Annotated in this window: 16 protein-coding genes and 1 pseudogene; 9 read left to right on the top strand and 8 right to left on the bottom strand. The window is 73.5% G+C overall.

Features of this window, described 5'->3' with window-relative positions:
• Nucleotides 1-49: 49 nt before the first annotated feature.
• From ACFQ8C_RS32655 to ACFQ8C_RS32645, 3 genes are all read right to left on the bottom strand, one after another.
• Complete coding sequence (locus ACFQ8C_RS32655; RefSeq protein ID WP_383464780.1) at nucleotides 50-613, bottom strand: hypothetical protein; 564 nt, start codon at nucleotides 611-613, stop codon at nucleotides 50-52.
• On the bottom strand, nucleotides 613-4,974 hold the full coding sequence (locus tag ACFQ8C_RS32650) for a polymorphic toxin-type HINT domain-containing protein (RefSeq protein WP_383464777.1): 4,362 nt from the start codon (nucleotides 4,972-4,974) through the stop codon (nucleotides 613-615). The genes ACFQ8C_RS32655 and ACFQ8C_RS32650 overlap by 1 nt, the downstream gene beginning before the upstream one ends.
• 125 nt (nucleotides 4,975-5,099) lie before the next feature.
• Entirely contained in the window at nucleotides 5,100-6,029 is a 930-nt protein-coding gene (locus ACFQ8C_RS32645) for an FG-GAP repeat domain-containing protein (protein ID WP_383464773.1), read from the bottom strand.
• 229 nt (nucleotides 6,030-6,258) lie between these two features.
• Here ACFQ8C_RS32645 and ACFQ8C_RS32640 point away from each other — a divergent pair, with 229 nt between their 5' ends.
• From ACFQ8C_RS32640 to ACFQ8C_RS32610, 7 genes are all read left to right on the top strand, one after another.
• The gene (locus tag ACFQ8C_RS32640) at nucleotides 6,259-7,113 is read left to right on the top strand and encodes a HipA family kinase (protein ID WP_383464771.1); all 855 of its coding nucleotides are present in this window, start codon (nucleotides 6,259-6,261) and stop codon (nucleotides 7,111-7,113) included.
• The gene (locus ACFQ8C_RS32635) at nucleotides 7,110-7,493 is read left to right on the top strand and encodes a DUF3037 domain-containing protein (protein ID WP_383464769.1); all 384 of its coding nucleotides are present in this window, start codon (nucleotides 7,110-7,112) and stop codon (nucleotides 7,491-7,493) included. Before ACFQ8C_RS32640 ends, ACFQ8C_RS32635 begins: the two co-directional genes overlap by 4 nt.
• A 188-nt stretch (nucleotides 7,494-7,681) precedes the next feature.
• The gene (gene fabG, locus ACFQ8C_RS32630) at nucleotides 7,682-8,443 is read left to right on the top strand and encodes a 3-oxoacyl-ACP reductase FabG (protein WP_383464766.1); all 762 of its coding nucleotides are present in this window, start codon (nucleotides 7,682-7,684) and stop codon (nucleotides 8,441-8,443) included.
• 32 nt (nucleotides 8,444-8,475) lie between these two features.
• A complete protein-coding gene (locus ACFQ8C_RS32625) occupies nucleotides 8,476-9,243 on the top strand; it encodes an SDR family oxidoreductase (RefSeq protein ID WP_383464763.1) in 768 nt (255 codons plus the stop codon).
• A gap of 148 nt (nucleotides 9,244-9,391) precedes the next feature.
• On the top strand, nucleotides 9,392-10,972 hold the full coding sequence (locus ACFQ8C_RS32620; RefSeq protein ID WP_383464760.1) for an ABC transporter substrate-binding protein: 1,581 nt from the start codon (nucleotides 9,392-9,394) through the stop codon (nucleotides 10,970-10,972).
• 91 nt (nucleotides 10,973-11,063) lie between these two features.
• On the top strand, nucleotides 11,064-11,747 hold the full coding sequence (ung, locus tag ACFQ8C_RS32615) for a uracil-DNA glycosylase (RefSeq protein WP_383464757.1): 684 nt from the start codon (nucleotides 11,064-11,066) through the stop codon (nucleotides 11,745-11,747).
• Between the two features lie 71 nt (nucleotides 11,748-11,818).
• Nucleotides 11,819-12,292: a hypothetical protein gene (locus ACFQ8C_RS32610; RefSeq protein ID WP_383464754.1), complete on the top strand. Its 474-nt coding sequence runs from the start codon at nucleotides 11,819-11,821 to the stop codon at nucleotides 12,290-12,292.
• 9 nt (nucleotides 12,293-12,301) lie between these two features.
• Here the strand turns inward: ACFQ8C_RS32610 and ACFQ8C_RS32605 are convergent, their stop codons facing one another.
• The 3 genes and pseudogenes from ACFQ8C_RS32605 to ACFQ8C_RS32595 all read right to left on the bottom strand — a co-directional run.
• The gene (locus ACFQ8C_RS32605; protein WP_383464751.1) at nucleotides 12,302-12,820 is read right to left on the bottom strand and encodes a hypothetical protein; all 519 of its coding nucleotides are present in this window, start codon (nucleotides 12,818-12,820) and stop codon (nucleotides 12,302-12,304) included.
• 118 nt (nucleotides 12,821-12,938) lie between these two features.
• Complete coding sequence (locus tag ACFQ8C_RS32600) at nucleotides 12,939-13,478, bottom strand: DinB family protein (protein WP_383464748.1); 540 nt, start codon at nucleotides 13,476-13,478, stop codon at nucleotides 12,939-12,941.
• A 33-nt stretch (nucleotides 13,479-13,511) separates the two neighbouring features.
• Nucleotides 13,512-13,727 (bottom strand): annotated as a pseudogene (locus ACFQ8C_RS32595) (TetR/AcrR family transcriptional regulator); the annotation flags it as partial.
• A gap of 222 nt (nucleotides 13,728-13,949) precedes the next feature.
• On the opposite strand from ACFQ8C_RS32595, the gene ACFQ8C_RS32590 reads away from it, so the two are divergent.
• Entirely contained in the window at nucleotides 13,950-14,855 is a 906-nt protein-coding gene (locus ACFQ8C_RS32590) for a Gfo/Idh/MocA family protein (protein ID WP_383464746.1), read from the top strand.
• Here the strand turns inward: ACFQ8C_RS32590 and lnt are convergent.
• Entirely contained in the window at nucleotides 14,800-16,416 is a 1,617-nt protein-coding gene (gene lnt / locus ACFQ8C_RS32585) for an apolipoprotein N-acyltransferase (protein ID WP_383464743.1), read from the bottom strand. The genes ACFQ8C_RS32590 and lnt overlap by 56 nt on opposite strands.
• A 57-nt stretch (nucleotides 16,417-16,473) precedes the next feature.
• On the bottom strand, nucleotides 16,474-16,920 hold the full coding sequence (locus ACFQ8C_RS32580; RefSeq protein WP_383464740.1) for a nuclear transport factor 2 family protein: 447 nt from the start codon (nucleotides 16,918-16,920) through the stop codon (nucleotides 16,474-16,476).
• Nucleotides 16,921-16,998: 78 nt separating this feature from the next.
• On the opposite strand from ACFQ8C_RS32580, the gene ACFQ8C_RS32575 reads away from it, so the two are divergent.
• Nucleotides 16,999-17,592: a flavin reductase family protein gene (locus ACFQ8C_RS32575; RefSeq protein ID WP_383464737.1), complete on the top strand. Its 594-nt coding sequence runs from the start codon at nucleotides 16,999-17,001 to the stop codon at nucleotides 17,590-17,592.
• Nucleotides 17,593-17,632 lie beyond the last annotated feature (40 nt).

Here is a 17,632-nt window from a genome sequence, read left to right as displayed (position 1 = left end):
GGCCCGCCCCCTCCCGGGGACGGGCCCGCGCCGCCGGTTCTGCCACCCGTCAGGGCAGCGCCGGGCGGAGCGCCTTCCACGCGTCCAGCTCGGGCTTGCGGCCGAGGCCCGTCAGCAACGGCTCCACGGTCAGCGGCGGGTGCAGCAGCCGCTTGGCCGTACGCAGCGCCAGGATCTCCTCGCGCGGCAGCTCGCGCCAGCGCCCCGCCAGCTCCCTGGCGCGCCCGAGGTCCAGCGGGAGCGAGTCCAGGGCCAGGTCGAGCAGGCGCGCCGGGTCCCGCAGGGGGGCCGACGGGAGCGGGCCCAGCCGTTCGAGCAGCAGCGCGGTGAGGGTGAGGTCCCGCATCACCCACTCGTACTGCTGCGCGCCGGTGCCCCGCTCCGCCGCGGCGAGCAGTGCCGCCCAGGCCCCGGAGGCCTCGGCCCACCGCTCGTCGGTCAGCCCGTCCCCCTCGTCCGCCAGCCGGCGGGCGAAGAACTGCGCCGCGGCCTGCCACCCGCTCACCGCGCCGGAGGCCGGGAGCGCGCCGGACCAGCGCCGGACGTGCCCGGCGAGGTCCAGCGTGTCCAGGCCGCCGAACGGGTCGGCGGGCCCACGGTCGTCCGTCACCATCAGAACTGCACCCCGATCTTCGCGAAGGCCTCCCGGCCCAGCATCTCCGCCCCGCCGCCGGCCGACCAGAAGGCGTCGCCCTGGACGAAGAAGTGTCCGGAGTGGCTGTTGATGCCGAGTCCGAAGTATCCCGTCTCGGCCGTTCCGACGATCTGCGCCTCTCCGGCGGCGGCGACGTCGGCGCCACCGCTGAGCACCGGGTGCGACAGCTCGTTGCCGCGGACCACCTTCGGCATGATCATCAGTGAACCGTCCTCCAGGACGGCCCACTTGATGACGTCGCCGGAGCCCTCGAAGTCCAGGAACTCGTCGAAGGCGGACGTGCCGGGCCGGGCCGGGCGGATGCCGAGGTTCTCGGCCAGCTCCAGCTCGGCGGCCAGCTGCGTCGGGTACTTGTTGGGGAACAACTTGCAGAAGTTGTGCACCAGCAGCTGCCGCTCGCCCACGAAGTACGTGTGGTCGTCCGCGACCTCGAAGTTGTAGACGCGCACGCTGCCGTCCTCGACCCCGACCGAGGAGACCGCGGACGTGCCTCCGTCCCGCTCGACCAGCCGGTCGCCGCGGTGCAGGTTGCCCGCCTCGGTCCAGCCGGCGTCGGCCGTCCGGAACGGGTGATCCGGAGTCGCCCGCACCGTCGTGCCGCCGGTCTCGACCGTGACGAGCCGGTCCACCGTCTTCTCGAAGAGCCGCACCACCGGCTTGAGCTCGCGCTCGCCGGTGTCCGGATCCGCCGACCAGACGAGATCGCCGACCCGGATGTCCTCGATCTTCTTCGTGCCGCCCTTCACGGCGATCTCGGTACCCGCCGGGAAGCAGTTCGCGACCGACGCGGCCAGCCGTTCCAGCGCCGCCAGCGCCGTGCGGTCGATGGCCGAGGCACGGACCGCGGCCAGCGCCTCGGTGACGCCCACGCCGGAGCGCAGGGCCGCCCGCAGGGCCACGACGGAGCGCGCCGCGACACCGAGGGCGTACGGGGCGGCGATCAGGCCGACGGCCCAGGCGCAGCCGCCCCAGCTGCCGTCCTCGCCGCCGGGCGCGACCTTCTTCGCGCAGTCCGTGAAGTCCTTCACGAACCCGGTGGCCAGGGCCTTCAGGAAGTCGGCCGTCAGTTCCCAGCCGTTGACGTGGACGGTGTCGTCGTAGGAGTAGTCGATCGGATTGCTGCCGATGTAGTCGGCCGTGTACTTGCCGATGCACTCGACGGCGGTCAGGCCCGCCACCGGACAGGTGAGCACGATGAAGTGGGCCGTGCCGGTGAGGTGGTGCCTGATCTTGTAGTCGCAGCCGATGTCCCCGCCGGTGCCGGTTCCCGTGCAGAAGCCGTCGGAGCTGATCTCGTCCTGCATGCCGGTGGTGAAGGACACCACTCCCTCGATCCCGGAGGGCCCGGTATCGCCCATGCGGACCGTCTGGTTCTGGGCGTCCTGTTGCTGTTCGGCGTTGGTCGCCGCCGTCTGTGCCTCTCTGGCCGACTCCCAGGCCCTCTCCGCGGCCGACTCCGCGGCCGTGGCGTCGGACTCCGCGGCGGTGGCGGTGGCACGGGCGGTGGCGGCGTCGGACTCCGCGGCGGTGGCGGCGGCACGGGCGGAGGCGGCGTCCTGCTCCGCCTCGTCCGCGGCACTGCGCGCGGACGAGGCATAGCCGTCCGCCGCGGAGGAGGCACCGGCTGCCGCCGCCGCGTCCGCGGTGGCCTGCCGGTCGTACTCGACGGTCCTCGCCTCGGAGGCGACGGCCGCCTTGGCGTCGGCCTCGGCCGCCGCCGCGGAGGCGCGGGCCGCCTTGTACGACGCGGTCGCCGCCGCCGCGGACTGCGCCGCCTGCGAGGCCGCCTCGGCGGCCAGCTTGGCGTCGGCCTGCGCCTTGGCCGCCAGGGCGGCGGCCTCGACCGCGGCCTTCGCGGCCTGGTCCGCCTTGGCCTTGGCGAGCGCCGCCTGCTGCTCGGCCGCGGTCTTGGCGGCCTGCGCCGTCAGCACCGCGAGGCCCGCCGAGGAGTCGGTCTCCATGAACGGGGAGCCCAGCTCGATGGCGTCGTTGGCGGGTTTGATGACCTGTGCCGCGGAGTCGCGGGCCGAGGTGGCGGCCTGCGCGGTGGCGTAGGCGTAGCCGGCGGTGCGGAGCGAGTCGCGGGACGCCGCGTCGGCCTCGGTACGGGCCGCCGCCGCGTGCGCCTTGGCCTCCACGGCCTTGGCGTTGGCGGTGTCGGCGTAGGCCTTGGCCGTACGGGCGTTGAGGCCGGCGGCCTCCGAGGCCTCGATGGCGTCCGCCGCCGCGGCGTGCGCCTTCTGCACGGCCGCGTGGGTGATGGCCACGTCCCGCTGCGCCGCGGAGGACGCGGCGCGGGCACGCTCCGCAGCGGCGGTCGCCCGGGTGGCGGCCTCGCGGGCGGTGGTCGCCGCGGTGGTGGCCGTGTTGGCCGCGGCGCGGGCGTTGACCGCGGCGGTCGTCGCCGTGTTGGCCGCGGAGCGGGCGTCGGTGGCGGCGGCGCGGGCGCCCTCCGCGGCTCCGGTGCCCTCGACCGCGGCGGCGTAGGCCTCGGCGGCGGCGGCCCGGGCGGAGAGCGCGTCGCGCTCGCGCTCGGCGTCCTTGGCGTCGGTGCGGGCCGAGCTCGCCTTCTGTTCGGCCTTCAGGGCCTCGTCCAGCCTGGTCGACGCGGTCGCGCCGGCGGACTGGGCGGTGCTGAGGGCCGTGGCTGCGGTCTGCCGCTCGGTCTGCGCGCGCTCCTCGGCCGCGGCGGCCTTGGCGCGCTCGGACTCGGCCAGCTCCTTCTCCCGCTTGGCGTTGTCGCGCTCGGCCTCCGCGATCCCGCGCTGCTTCTTCGCGTCGGCGGCGGCCACCTTGGCCTCCGCCTCCGCTGCCTCCGCGCGCTCCCGCGCCTGCTTGGCCTTGGCCGCGTTCTGCGCGGCGAGCGTGGCCTGCTGGGCGGCGCCGTCGGCGGCGGCCTTCGCGGCGGCGGCGGCCTCCTGGGCCGCGACCCTGCGGAACTCCGCCGCCGTGGCGTGCGACTGGGTCTCCGCCAGGGCGTTGAGGGTCTTGCTGTCCTGGGCGGAGGCGCGGGTCGCGTCGGACGCGGTCTGCGTCGCCTTGGCGGCGGCCAGGGTCGCCGCGGCGGACGCCTTGGCGATCTGCGCCGCCTGCAGCCCGTACATCAGGCCGCGGCCGCGGGGCTGCCCCGAGGCGTCGGCGATGGCGTACGCCTCCTGTAGCGCCTTGTCGGCGACGGCGGCCTGCGCCTGCGCTGACACGGAGGCCCGCGAGGCCACGTAGAGGCGGCCCTGGGCGCGGGCCTGGGCCCGGTTGATCCAGGTGCGGACCTCGGCGAACTCGGCCGGCGTCGGGTAGGAGAAGCCCGTCGTGTCCGGGTCGGCCTTCAGCCAGTACGCCTCCCAGTCGAGCATCCGGCCGGCGATCATCGACTGGCCCAGCGCCTCGGCCATCGCCTGCGAGGCGACCACGAGGTCCTTGTTGGCCTGGGCCTCGGCGACGAAGATCTTGTCACGCTGGGTCTTCTGGCCGGCGATCTCGCTCTGCCACTCCTGGTGGGCGACGCCCAGTTCGGCGCCCAGCACCCCGTGCGGGTCCGGCGGGTCCGTCCAGGCGCAGGACGCGAAGCGTGCCTTCAGGTTCTCGACGTCGACCCGGAACTCCATGGTGGAGGGGTCGGGGGCGCTGGTCGGGAAGCCGCCGTACTGGAGGAACAGCCGCGCGTCGTCCGCGCGCATGGGGTGCATGAACGTCATGTCCCATTCCCACGCCATGCGGTCTTCGTAGTTCTCGTTCGTGGCGGGGTAGTAGCGGCTGTTGACGATGTTGGTGACCGCGGTGACGGAGTCCTCGCCCGCGGACGGGTGGACGTCGGCGTAGAAATCGCTCTCGCTCTGCCAGAACTGGCCGGCGATCCACCCCGCGATGCCCGTCTTGCCCCAGATGCTGGGGTCGTCCGGCGGCCACTGGAACTCCGGGCCGGTGTAACCAGGCGGGAGCTGGCGCACGGCGAGATTGGTCTGCCAGTCGTCCTCGCGGACGTTCATCTCCTCCATCTTCGCGTCCGCCCACGCCCTGTCCTTCGTGAAGGCGGTCGCGAGCGGGGTGGCTTTCCAGTACTCGTCGTTCGCCGCGGCGTGCAGTTCGGCCTCGGTGCCGCCGAGCCCGCCGCGGGCGACGGCCTTCATCTCCTGGCCGCCCTTGCGCATGACGTAGTTGAGCCGGCACTGGTCCTCGCGGAGCTTCTCGGCGAGGCCGGGGTCGTAGGGGACCGGGTCCGCGGCCGCGGCGGCGGGGGAGGCGTTCAGGGGGTCGGGTCCGGCGGGGAGCTGGGCGGTCGCCAGGGCGACGGCGGTGGCGGTCGCCAGCGCCGTGGACATCAGGTGCCGTGACCATCTGCGGCGGGGTCGCCGTAGGGGCGCGGGGTACGCGTCGGTGTGCATGGGTCGGCCTTCGCTGGTCAGGGGAGGGCAGGGTGCTGCCCGGAGGGCGTTCGGGTGCGCGCTCAGAAGAGGCTGGTGTAGGCGGTCCAGCCGCCCGTGCCGATCCGGACGCGGGGAGCGAAGGGCGCGTTCGCCGTGCCGGTGCCCTTGAGCAGCCACAGCGCGCCCGCGGTGTCGGAGGCGATGAGGTCGGTCTTCCCGTCGCCGCTGAGGTCGCCGTTGGAGACCAGTGAGCCGTAACCGGTCCAGGTGCCGGTGAGGGTGAGCCGGCTGGTGAGCACCGCGTTGGCGGTGGCGCTCCCGGTGCCGGGGTAGACGTAGAGAGTGCCCGTGGTGCTGCGGGCGAGCAGGTCCGCCCTGCCGTCGCCGGTGTAGTCACCGCGGCCGACGAGCGCGTCCATGCCGTTCCAGCCGCCGGTGCCGGCCTGGACGCGGGCCTGGAGGGTGCCGTCGGGCTTGCCCTGGTAGATCCACAGGGCGCCCGCGGCGTCCCGGGCGAGGAGGTCCGGCTCGGGGCTGCCGCCCATGTTGCCGACGGAGACGAGCAGGTTGTAGATGTCCCACCCACCGCCGATGACCTTGGTGTCGTTGCCGTGTTCCGCGGTGTAGTAGAGGGTGCCGCCCATCCGGTGGTACAGGTCGTTGCCCTTGCCTCCCTCGGAGACGTTGGCCTGCACGATGGCGGTGGCGGCCTGGTAACCGCCGCCCATGTCGACCATGGCCTTGAGGGTGCCGGTGTCGGTGGGCTCGTAGTCGTAGACCCGGCCGTCGGACCGGCGGCCGAAGAGGGGGAACACGACCGGTCCCGGCGCCACCGCCTGGACGGCGACGGACTCGGCGGCCGGGTCGGGGGTGGGAAGGGGGTTCAGGCGTTCGGCGGCGTACAGGCTCGCCCCCGCCGCCAGCAGGGCAAGCAGTGAGCCGGCCGCCAGCCGGCCGGTCCGATGGACCGCCCGCCGGAGCGGGCGGTCCCCGTGTCTGTGTATGTGCATGGTGTCGCGTGGTCCTCGCTCTCGGTACCACGCGGTCCCACCCACGGGTACGCCGAAGGCGCGGCTGCCCGAGCGTGGGCCCGCGCGCCGCGGCGTCGCCTCGGCGATCCGCACTGTAACGATCAAGTTCCCCGTCAGGAAGGGAAGTTGCCGGACCCGGCGCTGTCGTTCGAAACGCCCCGGATTGTCCCGGCGCTCGGGAGGGCGTGTTCGTGGATAGCCTGGGCGGATGCTTACCGAAGTGACGGCGACCCGCTACGTCACGCCCTTGCGCGAGGGCGGATCGCTCCCCGGGATCGTCGAGGCCGACGACTACGGCACGTATGTCATGAAATTCACCGGCGCCGGACAGGGCCGCAAGACGCTGGTCGCCGAGGTGATCTGCGGGCAGCTCGCCCGGCGCCTCGGGCTGCGCGTGCCCGAGCTGGTCGCCATCCAGCTCGATCCGGTCATCGGGCTCTCCGAGCCCGACCAGGAGGTCCAGGAGCTGCTCAAGGCGAGCGGCGGGCTCAACCTGGGCATGGACTTCCTGCCGGGTTCGCTGGGCTTCGACCCGCTCGCGTACGAGGTCGACCCGGCGGAGGCCGGGAAGGTCGTCTGGTTCGACGCGGTGATCAACAACGTCGACCGGTCCTGGCGCAACCCGAACATGCTCGTCTGGCACGGCGACCTGTGGCTCATCGACCACGGCGCCACCATGATCTGGCACCACAACTGGCCGGGCGCCGCCGCCTCGGCCGCCAAGCCGTACGACGCCTCCGACCACGCCCTCGCCCCCTTCGGCCCGGACGTGGCCTCGGCCGCCGCCGAGCTCGCGCCGCTCGTCACCCGCGAGCTGCTCGACGAGGTCGCCGCCGAGGTGCCCGACGAGTGGCTGGTCGACGAGCCCGGCTTCGACTCCACCGACGCCCTGCGCGCCGCGTACGTCGAGGCGCTGCTGCCGCGCGCCGCCACCATCCACGAGCGGATCACCCTCGGCCCGCGCACGGACCGCCGGCCGCAGCAGCCGCCCGGCTGGCTCGCCGAGCGCCTCGCCCCCCGGCCGTCGGCCACCGAGAACACCGAGAAGGACAGCACCACGTGACCGAGCGCGATGTCTTCGAGTACGCGCTGCTGCGCGTGGTGCCGCGCGTCGAGCGCGGCGAGTGCTTCAACGCGGGCGTGGTCGTCTACTGCCGCGCCCGGTCCTTCGTCGCCGCCCGCACCCACCTCGACGAGGCCAAGCTGGCCGCGCTCGACCCGGCGGCGGACGTCACCGGCGTCCGGGCGGCCCTGCGCGCGGTCGAGGGCGTCTGCCTGGGCGGGGAGGCGGCGGGGCAGGCCTCCGGGGACGACGCGGGGCGGCGCTTCCGGTGGCTGATCGCGCCGCGCTCCACCGTGGTGCAGCCGGGCCCGGTCCACACCGGCCTCACCGGGGACCCCGAGGCCGAGGTGGAGCGCCTGCTCGACCTCCTCGTGCGGTGACGCACCGCCTTCGGGGCGGTGGCGTACCGCCGTCCGCGCGTCGTGTGACGGCGGAGTGACGGGGTGCACCCGGTGGGCCGTTGACACCGGGTGCCAGGGCTTCTAGCGTCTCGTCCAGCGGTCGTACTAAGCGGTCGCTCATGTCCCGGGCGAGAGCCCGGGATCCCTGAGGGCGAGGAGAAGCAAGCATGTCCACCACCGAGCAGCGCGTAGCCGTCGTCACCGGTGCCGCACGGGGCATCGGCGCCGCCACCGCGATCCGCCTCGCGGCCGAGGGCCGCGCCGTCGCCGTCCTCGACCTCGACGAGGCGGCCTGCAAGGACACCGTCGAGAAGATCACCGCCGCCGGCGGCCGCGCCCTCGCGGTCGGCTGCGACGTCTCCGACGGCGCCCAGGTGGAGGCCGCGGTCGCCCGCGTCGCCGCCGAGCTCGGCGCGCCCACGATCCTGGTGAACAACGCCGGCGTGCTCCGCGACAACCTGCTCTTCAAGATGTCGGAGTCCGACTGGGACCTCGTCGTGAACGTGCACCTCAAGGGCGCGTTCCTGATGGCGAAGGCCTGTCAGAAGCACATGGTGGACGCGGGCTTCGGCCGGATCGTCTCGCTCTCCTCCTCCTCGGCGCTCGGCAACCGCGGCCAGGCCAACTACGCGGCCGTCAAGGCCGGTCTCCAGGGCTTCACCAAGACCCTCGCCAAGGAGCTGGGCAAGTTCGGCATCACCGCCAACGCGGTCGCCCCCGGCTTCATCGTCACCGAGATGACCGCCCAGACCGCCGAGCGCGTCGGCATGGGCTTCGAGGACTTCCAGGCCGCCGCCGCCTCCATGATCCCGGTCCAGCGCGTCGGCCGCCCCGAGGACGTCGCCAACGCCATCGCCTTCTTCGCGGGCGACGACGCCGGCTTCGTCTCGGGCCAGGTCATGTACGTGGCCGGCGGCCCGCTCAACTGACCCCCGGCGCGGAGAAGAGGAGGGAGAACAGGATGACCGCACAGCAGCGGCCGGAGCTCTCCGGCAAGGTCGCGCTCGTCACCGGCGCCAGCCGGGGCATCGGCTTCGGCATCGCCGAGGCGCTGGTGGCCCGGGGCGACCGGGTCGTCATCACGGGACGCGGCGAGGAGGCGCTCAAGGAGGCCGTGGAGCGCCTGGGCGCCGACCGGGCGGTCGGTGTCGCGGGCAAGGCCCACGACACCGCCCACCAGGCCGCCGCCGTCGAGGCCGCGATGGACGCCTTCGGCCGCGTCGACCACCTGGTGAACAACGCCGGCACGAACCCGGTCTTCGGCCCCATCGCCGATCTGGACCTGGACGTGGCCCGAAAGGTATTCGAGACGAATGTGGTCTCGGCGCTCGGATTCGCGCAGCGGACCTGGCACGCGTGGCAGAAGGAGAACGGCGGCACGATCGTGAACATCGCCTCCGTCGCCGGAATCTCCGCATCGCCCTTCATCGGCGCGTACGGCGTCAGCAAGGCCGCGATGATCAACCTGACCCAGCAGCTGGCGCATGAATTCGCTCCGGTGGTCCGGGTGAATGCCATCGCCCCGGCCGTCGTGAAGACGAAATTCGCCCAGGCGCTCTACGAGGGCCGGGAGGCCGAGGCGGCCGCCTCCTACCCGATGGGCCGGCTCGGCGTGCCGGAGGACATCGGGGGCGCCGCGGCCTTCCTGACCTCGGACCAGTCGGGATGGATCACCGGCCAGACCCTGGTCGTCGACGGCGGCATTTTCCTGAACGCCGGAGTCGGGTGACCGATTACCGGACACTTTCCGGATTTCCTGTCCGGATTGGCCCCGGTTGCGTCTCGATCGTCTCAAGTGCCCCGCCGGGCTCGCCCATTGACCTGGCGGGGTACTGCGGTATCGTCGGCCGACCCCAGGCTGAACGAGGAGCGTGCACGTGTTCAACCGGACGAGTCTGCAGGCCGCTGCAGCCCTTGCGTCCATATCCCTGGTATCCGGATGCGGTGTCTTCTCGGATTCCGAGTCCGCCGGGGAGCAGAGGATCACCATCGGGACGACGAGTTCCCCCTCGACGCTCGACCCCGCGGCTTCCTGGGACAATTCCTGGGAGCTTTTCAGGAACGTCTACCAGACCCTGGTGAGCTTCCCCACCGGAACCACCTCGCCGAAGCCGGACGCGGCGGAATGCAAATTCACCGACACGTCCAGCCGGGTCTTCGAGTGCACGCTCTTCGAGGGACTCAAGTTCTCCAACGGCCACAAGCTCGACGCCGAGGCCGTGCGCCACTCCATCGAGCGCATCCGCACCATCGACGCCGAGGGCGGCCCCAACGGCATGCTCGGCTCGCTCGCCTCCGTCGAGACGGTCGGCGAACGCACGGTCGTCTTCAAGCTGAACAAGGCCGACGCGACCTTCCCCTTCGTCCTCGCCACCCCCGCGATGTCGATCGTGGACCCGGCCGAGTACCCGGCCGACAAGCTCCGCGCCAAGGACGGCAAGATCGCCGGCTCCGGCCCGTACGTCCTCGACGGGTACCAGGAGCGCAAGCAGGCCGAGCTGACCCGCAACCCGAACTACAAGGGCTTCGCCGACCGCAAGAACGGCGGCGTGACCATCAAGTACTTCGACGAGTCGGAGGCGATGGTCAAGGCGCTGCGCGACGAGGAGATCGACGCCACCTACCGCGGTCTGACCGCGGAGGAGGTGACCTCCCTTGAGGAGGACAAGGAGGAGAACAAGGGTCTCCAGCTCGTCGAGTCCACCGGCGCCGACATCCGCTACCTGGTCTTCAACACCGAGGACGAGTCGGTGGCCAACCCGGCCGTCCGCCGGGCCATCGCGCAGCTCGTCGACCGCGACCAGCTGGTCAGCAAGGTCTACCGCGGCACCGCCGAGCCGCTCTACTCGATGGTGCCCAAGGGCATCGCCGCCCACACCACCAAGTTCTTCGACACCTACGGCCACCCGGACAAGAAGAAGGCCGCGAAGATCCTCCAGAAGGCCGGGATCACCGAGAAGGTCGAGCTGAACTTCTGGTACACGACCGACCGGTACGGCTCCTCGACGGCCGCCGAGTTCGCCGAGCTGAAGCGCCAGCTGGAGGAGTCCGGCCTCTTCAAGGTCACCATCCAGGGCAAGCCGTGGACCGAGTACCAGGCCGCCTACCAGCAGGGCGAGTACCCCGTCTTCGGCCGCGGCTGGTTCCCCGACTTCCCGGACCCGGACAACTTCATCGCCCCCTTCCTGGGCAGCAAGAACGTGCTCGGCACCCCCTACCTGAGCCCGCGCATCACCGACGAGCTGCTGCCCAAGTCCCGTCGCGAGAGCGACCGCGGGGCCGTCACCGACGAGTTCGAAGAGGCGCAGTCGATCATGGTCGACGACGTCCGGCTGCTGCCCCTGTGGCAGGGCAAGCTGTACATCGCCGCCCGTGAGGACATCGGCGGCGGCGAGCGCGCGCTCGACCCGCAGACGGTCATGCAGCTGTGGGAGCTGCACCGCCGGGCCAGCTGGTAGCCGGCGATACGGTGGGCCGCCGGGGCCCGTTGTCAGTGGGCCCCGGTAGGTTCCGTATCCGTAACTGCCGAAGCACCGGAGGTTGTGGACCGTGACCGACATCAACATGCTGCCCGAGTCCTGGCGGGACGTCCTCGGCGAGGAGCTGGACAAGCCGTACTTCGCCCAGCTCGCCGAGTTCGTCGAGCAGGAGCGGGCCGCCGGGCCGGTCTACCCGCCGAAGGACGAGGTCTTCGCGGCCCTCGCCGCCACCCCGTACGACAAGGTGAAGGTCCTGGTCCTCGGTCAGGACCCGTACCACGGCGAGGGCCAGGGGCACGGTCTGTGCTTCTCCGTCCGGCCCGGCGTGAAGACCCCGCCGTCGCTGCGCAACATCTACAAGGAGATGCACGCCGAGCTGGGCCACCCGATCCCGGACAACGGCTATCTGATGCCGTGGGCCGAGCAGGGCGTCCTGCTGCTCAACGCGGTGCTCACCGTCCGCGCCGGCGAGGCGAACTCGCACAAGAACAAGGGCTGGGAGAAGTTCACCGACGCCGTCATCAAGGCCGTCGCCTCCCGCCCGGACCCGTCCGTCTTCGTCCTGTGGGGCAACTACGCCCAGAAGAAGCTGCCGCTCATCGACGAGGAGCGGCACATCGTGGTGAAGGGCGCCCACCCCTCGCCGCTCTCGGCGAAGAAGTTCTTCGGCTCCCAGCCGTTCACCCAGATCGACGCGGCCGTCGCGGCCCAGGGCCACGAGCCGATCGACTGGCGCATCCCGGACCTCGGCTGAGCCTCGGCGTGATCGGGGCCGTGGCCGGTTAGCGTCGGATCTCCACGCAGGGTGAGCGCCGGGAGGCCGCGGTGACCGAGCAGCAGCGGACGTCGGACGAGGGGGTCCTGACCAGGATCGGGCAGGCCAGGATGCTGCTCCACGGCGGGGACCGGGAGGAGGCGCGCAACCGCCTGGGCGCCCTGTGGCAGCAGCTCGACCCCGACGGGGACCCCCTCCACCGCTGCACCCTCGCCCACTACCTGGCGGACACCCAGGACGACCCCGACACGGAACTGGCCTGGGACCTGCGTGCCCTCAGCGCCGCCGAGGGCCTGGAGGACGGGCGGCTCGCCGCGCACGACTCGGCCGCCGCCCTGCGCGCCCTCTACCCCAAGCTCCACCTCGACCTCGCCGCCGACTACGCCAAACTGTGCCGGCCGGACGCCGCGCGGGCCCACCTGGAGCGGGCCCGCGCCGCCTCGGACACCCTCGACGACGACCGGTACGGGAGAGGGGTCAGGGCCGCGATCGAGCGGCTGGACCGGCGGCTGCGCGAAGGCTGAGCGCCGCGCTCAGCGCCCGTACGCGCCCCGGCACAGTCCGGCCTGGACGCTCGCGGGGTCCCAGCCGCCGAACCGCTCGCCGAGGTCGCAGACGTCCTTCCCGGTGACCGGCGGCGCCTCCCGCAGCTGCTCCGCCAGCCGCTCCAGCTCCCGGGCCTCCGGCGCCGCGGGCGGGGAGACCCGCGCCGGGGGCGTGGCGGTCGGCCGCGCGGTGGCGGGGGAGGAGGGGCTCGGGGCGGCGGCGCGGGGCGGGGGCGGCGCCGCGTGGCCGGTGGCGCGGCGGGTCTCGCCGCGCGGCGGCGCCGAGCCGCGCGCCGGTGACGGGAGCGCCGCTTCGAGGGCCTCCCGCGCGGGCCCCTGGAGGACGATCTGCGGCTCCACGTCCTGGGCGGGGCGTACGGGGTCGGTGGCGGGCGCGGGGGACGGCGCGGGCGCCTGGGGCGGCCCGTCGACGGCGACGCACCCGGTCAGGGCGACGGCGACGGCGGCTCCGGCCAGCAGCCGTGCGGGGGTTCGGGTTCCTTGCACCCGCGCCACTCTGCTGGTCCGGCGCCGGTCTTCGAACCCCTACCGGCGGGGAATGCCCCGCACGGGTGAGCGCCCGGTCACCCTCCTTGACCGGGCCGGGGCCGGCGGAGGAGGCGGGTCAGAAGCCGACGCTGCCGTCGATGCGCTCGCGGATCAGGTCCGCGTGGCCGTTGTGGCGCGCGTACTCCTCGATCATGTGGACGTAGATCCAGCGCAGGTTGATCAGGTCGCCGGTGCGGTGGTGGGCGCCCGCGCCGAGGTCGTCGAGGGAGCGGTCCGCGGCCAGCGCGCGGGCGTGGGCGATCTCGGCCTGCCAGGTGGCGTACGCCTCCTCGTAGGTGTCCTCGTCGGTGGTGTGGATGTCCCGGTCGTCGTCCTCGTCGGTGGCGTAGAGCCACGGGGCCTCCTCGCCGGCGAGGACCTTGCGGAACCAGCCGCGCTCGACCTCGGCCATGTGGCGGACCAGGCCGAGCAGATTGAGCTCGGAGGGCGGGACGGCGGGGGTGCGGAGCTGTTCGTCGGTGAGGCCCGCGCACTTGATCGCGAGGGTCGAGCGGTGGAACTCCAGCCACTGGTCCAGGGCCTGGCGCTCGCCGGTCGTGGTGGCCGGGTAGACGCGTTCGGGCGCTGCGGTGTGATCGGTGGTCATATCGGGCATCGTCGCGGATTCCCGGGCGGGCGCGCCAGCGGTTTACCGTGTCGGGCCGGTGAGCATTCCGCGCAGCAACTCGTCGAATCCGGTCCGCAGTTCCGCGCGGCTGGGCACCGCCGAGTGGAAGGAGCCGGCGGCGCAGGAGAACATCAGCCCCTCGCACCAGGCGATCACCGAGAGGGCGTGCCGCTCCGGGGCGGGTGAGCCCGCGCCGCGCATCATCGCGATCACCGGGCCGCGGAAGGCGGAGCCGGCCCGCGCCGGCGCCCTCACCCTCGTCTCGACCCGGCCCGCCGTCGCCCTGCGCGACACGCTCGTGCGGACCGTCTCGCGCTTCGGCCCCGGCTTCGTCCTCCGCGGCTTCGACGGCATCGCCGACTGGCGCCCGCCGGTCGCCCCGGACCCGTCCCGCGTAAGCTGACCGGCGCGAACGGCCCCCGTTTCACGGGCCGTCGGACCACCGCAGAGGGAGACCCCGTGAAGATCGGCTGCATCGGACTCGGCGACATCGCCCAGAAGGCGTACCTGCCCGTCCTCGCCACCCTCCCCGGGGTCGAACTCCACCTCCAGACCCGCACACCCGCCACCCTGGACCGCGTCGCCGACACCTTCCACCTGCCGGCGGCGCGCCGCCACCGCGACCTCGACTCGCTGCTCGCCGCCGGACTCGACGCGGCCTTCGTGCACGCCTCCACCGCCGCCCACGCCGAGATCGCCGGCCGCCTCCTCGACGCCGGCGTGCCCACCTACGTCGACAAGCCGCTCGCCTACGACTACGCCGACTCCGAGCGGATCGTCGAACTCGCCGAGAAGCGGGGCGTCTCGCTCGCCGTCGGCTTCAACCGGCGCCTCGCCCCCGGCTACGCCCAGTGCCTGGAGCACCCGCGCGAGCTGATCCTGATGCAGAAGAACCGCATCGGGCTCCCCGAGGACCCGCGCACCTTCGTCCTCGACGACTTCATCCACGTCGTCGACACCCTCCGCTTCCTCCTGCCCGGCGAGGCCGACCACATCGACGTCCGGGCCCGGATCCGCGACGGCCTGATGCACCACGTGGTGCTCCAGCTCTCCGGCGACGGCTTCACCGCCATCGGCGTGATGAACCGGATGAACGGCTCCACCGAGGAGGTCCTGGAGGTCTCGGGACAGGACACCAAGCGCCAGGTCCTCAACCTCGCCGAGATCGTCGACCACAAGGGCCAGCCGAGCGTCCGCCGACGCGGCGACTGGGTCCCGGTGGCCCGTCAGCGGGGCATCGAGCAGGCCGTCCTCGCCTTCCTCGACGCCGTCCGGGACGGGACCGTCCTCAGCGCCCGGGACGCGCTGCTCACCCACGCCCTGTGCGAGCGCGTCGTCCGCGACGCCCTGGAGCAGGCCTCCTGAGCGTCCCCGCGCCCGCCGCCGCGCACACCGCGCCGACCACGACGAAGGCGCCGTACAGCGGCCAGTCGCCCCAGCGGGCGTAGACCGTCGTCGTCCCCGAGAGCGGCAGCTCCCGCACGACGGCCGTGCTCGCGTCCGTACCGACGGCCGGTCCCACGCGCCGGCCGTCGGGGCCGTACGCGGCGCTCGTCCCGGTCAGCGTCGCGTGCACCACGGGACGGCCGGTCTCCGCCGCCCGCAGCGCGGCCAGCGAGGCGTGCTGCGCCGGTGCCCAGCCGTTCTGGAAGGTGCTGGTCGCGGACTGGACGACGATCATCTCGGCCCCGTCCCCGGCCAGCCGGCGGCTCATGTCGGGGAAGGCGGACTCGAAGCAGACCAGCGGCCCGACCGTCAGCCCCCTCCCGCCGTCGGGCAACCGCATCACCACCGGCGCCGTGCCCCGCCGCCGGTCCTCCTCGGCGGCCTTCCCCACGGAGGTCGCCCAGCCGAGCAGTCCCCGGGCCGGCACGTACTCCCCGAAGGGCACGAGCCGCATCTTGTCGTACCGGTCACCGGTCGGTCCGTCCGGCCCGAAGAGCAGCGCGCTCTTGTAGATGCCGGGGCGGTCCGCCCGGCGCGCGTCCACGTTCACCAGGAGCGGCGCGTCGACCGCCCGCGCCAGCGCGGTCAGCCGGGCGGCGAGCGCGGGATCGCCGGCCGGGTCCCGGCCCACTCCGCTCTCGCCCCACACCACCAGGTCGAGGCGCTGCCCGGAGAGGCCGCGCGTCAGCTCCACGGCCCGGTCGAGCCGCCGCCCGGCGCCCTCCGGACCGCCGAACACCCCCGGCTGCACCATCGCCACCCGCACCGACCCGGAGGTGCGCGGCGCCCCGACGCCCCACATCGCCGTGCCCGCCACCAGCGCGCAGGCGGCGAGCCCCGCCACCCCCACCGACCGCAGCCCCGGCGCGGCGACGAGCAGCACCACGGCCGTGTTGACCGCCACCACCAGCAGGCTCACCAGCCAGACCCCGCCCACCGACGCGAGCCGCAGCGCCACCGGCACCTCCCACTGGCTCGCGCCGAGCAGCCCCCACGGTCCGCCGAGCCCCTCCCAGGACCGCACCAGCTCGATCAGCAGCCACCCGGACGGCACCGCGCACAGCGCCGCGGCGGCCCGCGCCGGGCTCGGCGTCCCGCCGAGCAGCGCCCGTACGAGCACGCCCCACGGCAGCCAGAGCAGTCCCAGGAGCACCGCCATCACCAGCAGGAACACATGGACGCTCGGCAGCAGCCAGTGGTGCACGGCCAGCAGGAACCCGACGCCCCCGCACCAGCCGTCCAGCGCGGCCCGGCGCGCCCCCGGAGCGGTGCGCACCAGCAGCAGCCAGGGCACGAGACAGACGTACGCCCACCACCACAGCCCGGGCGCGGGGAACGCGAGGGCCGGCAGCGCGCCGCACGCGACGGCGAGCGGGGAGCGCAGCGGCAGCCGACGCGGACCCCGGCCCCGACGCGGCTCCGGCCCGGCGGACCGCTCCGGCCCGGCGGCCGGCTCCGCGTGCCCGAAGGGGTTCCGCATGGCGTGCCTCCCGCCCGTCGCCTCCAGTCTGCGCCCGCCGTCCCCGGCGGGCCCGTCTCAGGGGAGCCGGCGCCAGCGTTCCTCCACGACGACCGAGCGCAGCCGCCAGCCGTCGGCGGTGCGGCGGGCCGTGAAGGCGTACCGGCCGCCGCAGACGAAGTCGTCGCCGGAGGTCATCCGCATCGGGTTGACGTAGTCGGCGCGGACCTCGGCCGCGTCGCCGGTCTCGGCGTAACCGCCGGGCCGGTGCAGGGTCACCCGGCGGTTGACGATCAGGTGCTGGCGCACCGGGAAGAGGGTCATCGTCGCCGCCAGCCAGTCGGCCACCTCGGCCGCGGGCCCCTCGACGCCGCCGGAGCCGGAGTAGTCGGCGCGCCCGTCCGGGGTGAAGAGGGCCAGGTAGCCGGGCCAGTCGGCGTCGTCCACGGCCGCCGCGTAACCGGTGACCAGGTCGTCGACGGCGATCCGGTCCATCACGTTCGCGAGGTCCACGCGCTGCGTCATCGCCTCAGTGTCGGGCAGCGGGCGCGCGGCGCCAAGAGGCGTGCGCCCCCTGTCCCGTGCGACGGTCATACTGGCCGGATGCGTATCGACGTCGACCCCGCTCTGACCGACCCCGCCGCCGTCTACCGGCTGCTGACCGCGACCGTCGTCCCCCGGCCGATCGCCTGGGTCTCCACCCGCTCCGCCGACGGCACCGACAACCTCGCCCCGCACTCCTTCTTCACCATCGCCTCGGTGAACCCGCCGGTCGTGCAGTTCACCTCCGTCGGGCGGAAGGACTCCCTGCGCAACGTGGAGGAGACCGGCGAGTTCGTGGTGAACCTCGCTCCCGAGGGGCTCTTCGAGCAGATCAACGCGACCGCGACGGACTTCCCGCGCGGCACGAGCGAGTTCGACGCGTGCGGCGTGGAGCGCGAGCCGGGCCGCCGGGTGAAGGCGCCCCGGGTCGCCGCCTCGCCGGTGGCCCTGGAGTGCGAGCTGCACAGCACGCTCCGGATCGGGGACTCGACGGTGGTCTTCGGCCGCGTCGTGCACGTCGCCGTCGACGAGGCGCACCTGGACGACGGGCACCCCGAGATCACCCGGCTGCGCCCGCTGACCCGGCTCGGGAAGAACGAGTGGGGCACCCTCGGCGGCATCCGGGAGATCGCCCGCGTCCCGTACCAGGGCTGAGAACGCGCCGGGGGCGGGCCCGCGCGGTGCGGGCCCGCCC

It is taken from the genome of Streptomyces sp. NPDC056503, assembly GCF_042794995.1.
GTDB lineage: Bacteria > Actinomycetota > Actinomycetes > Streptomycetales > Streptomycetaceae > Streptomyces.
Note: the sequence above shows the minus strand (reverse complement) of the source record. Positions and strands in the feature narration are given on the sequence as shown.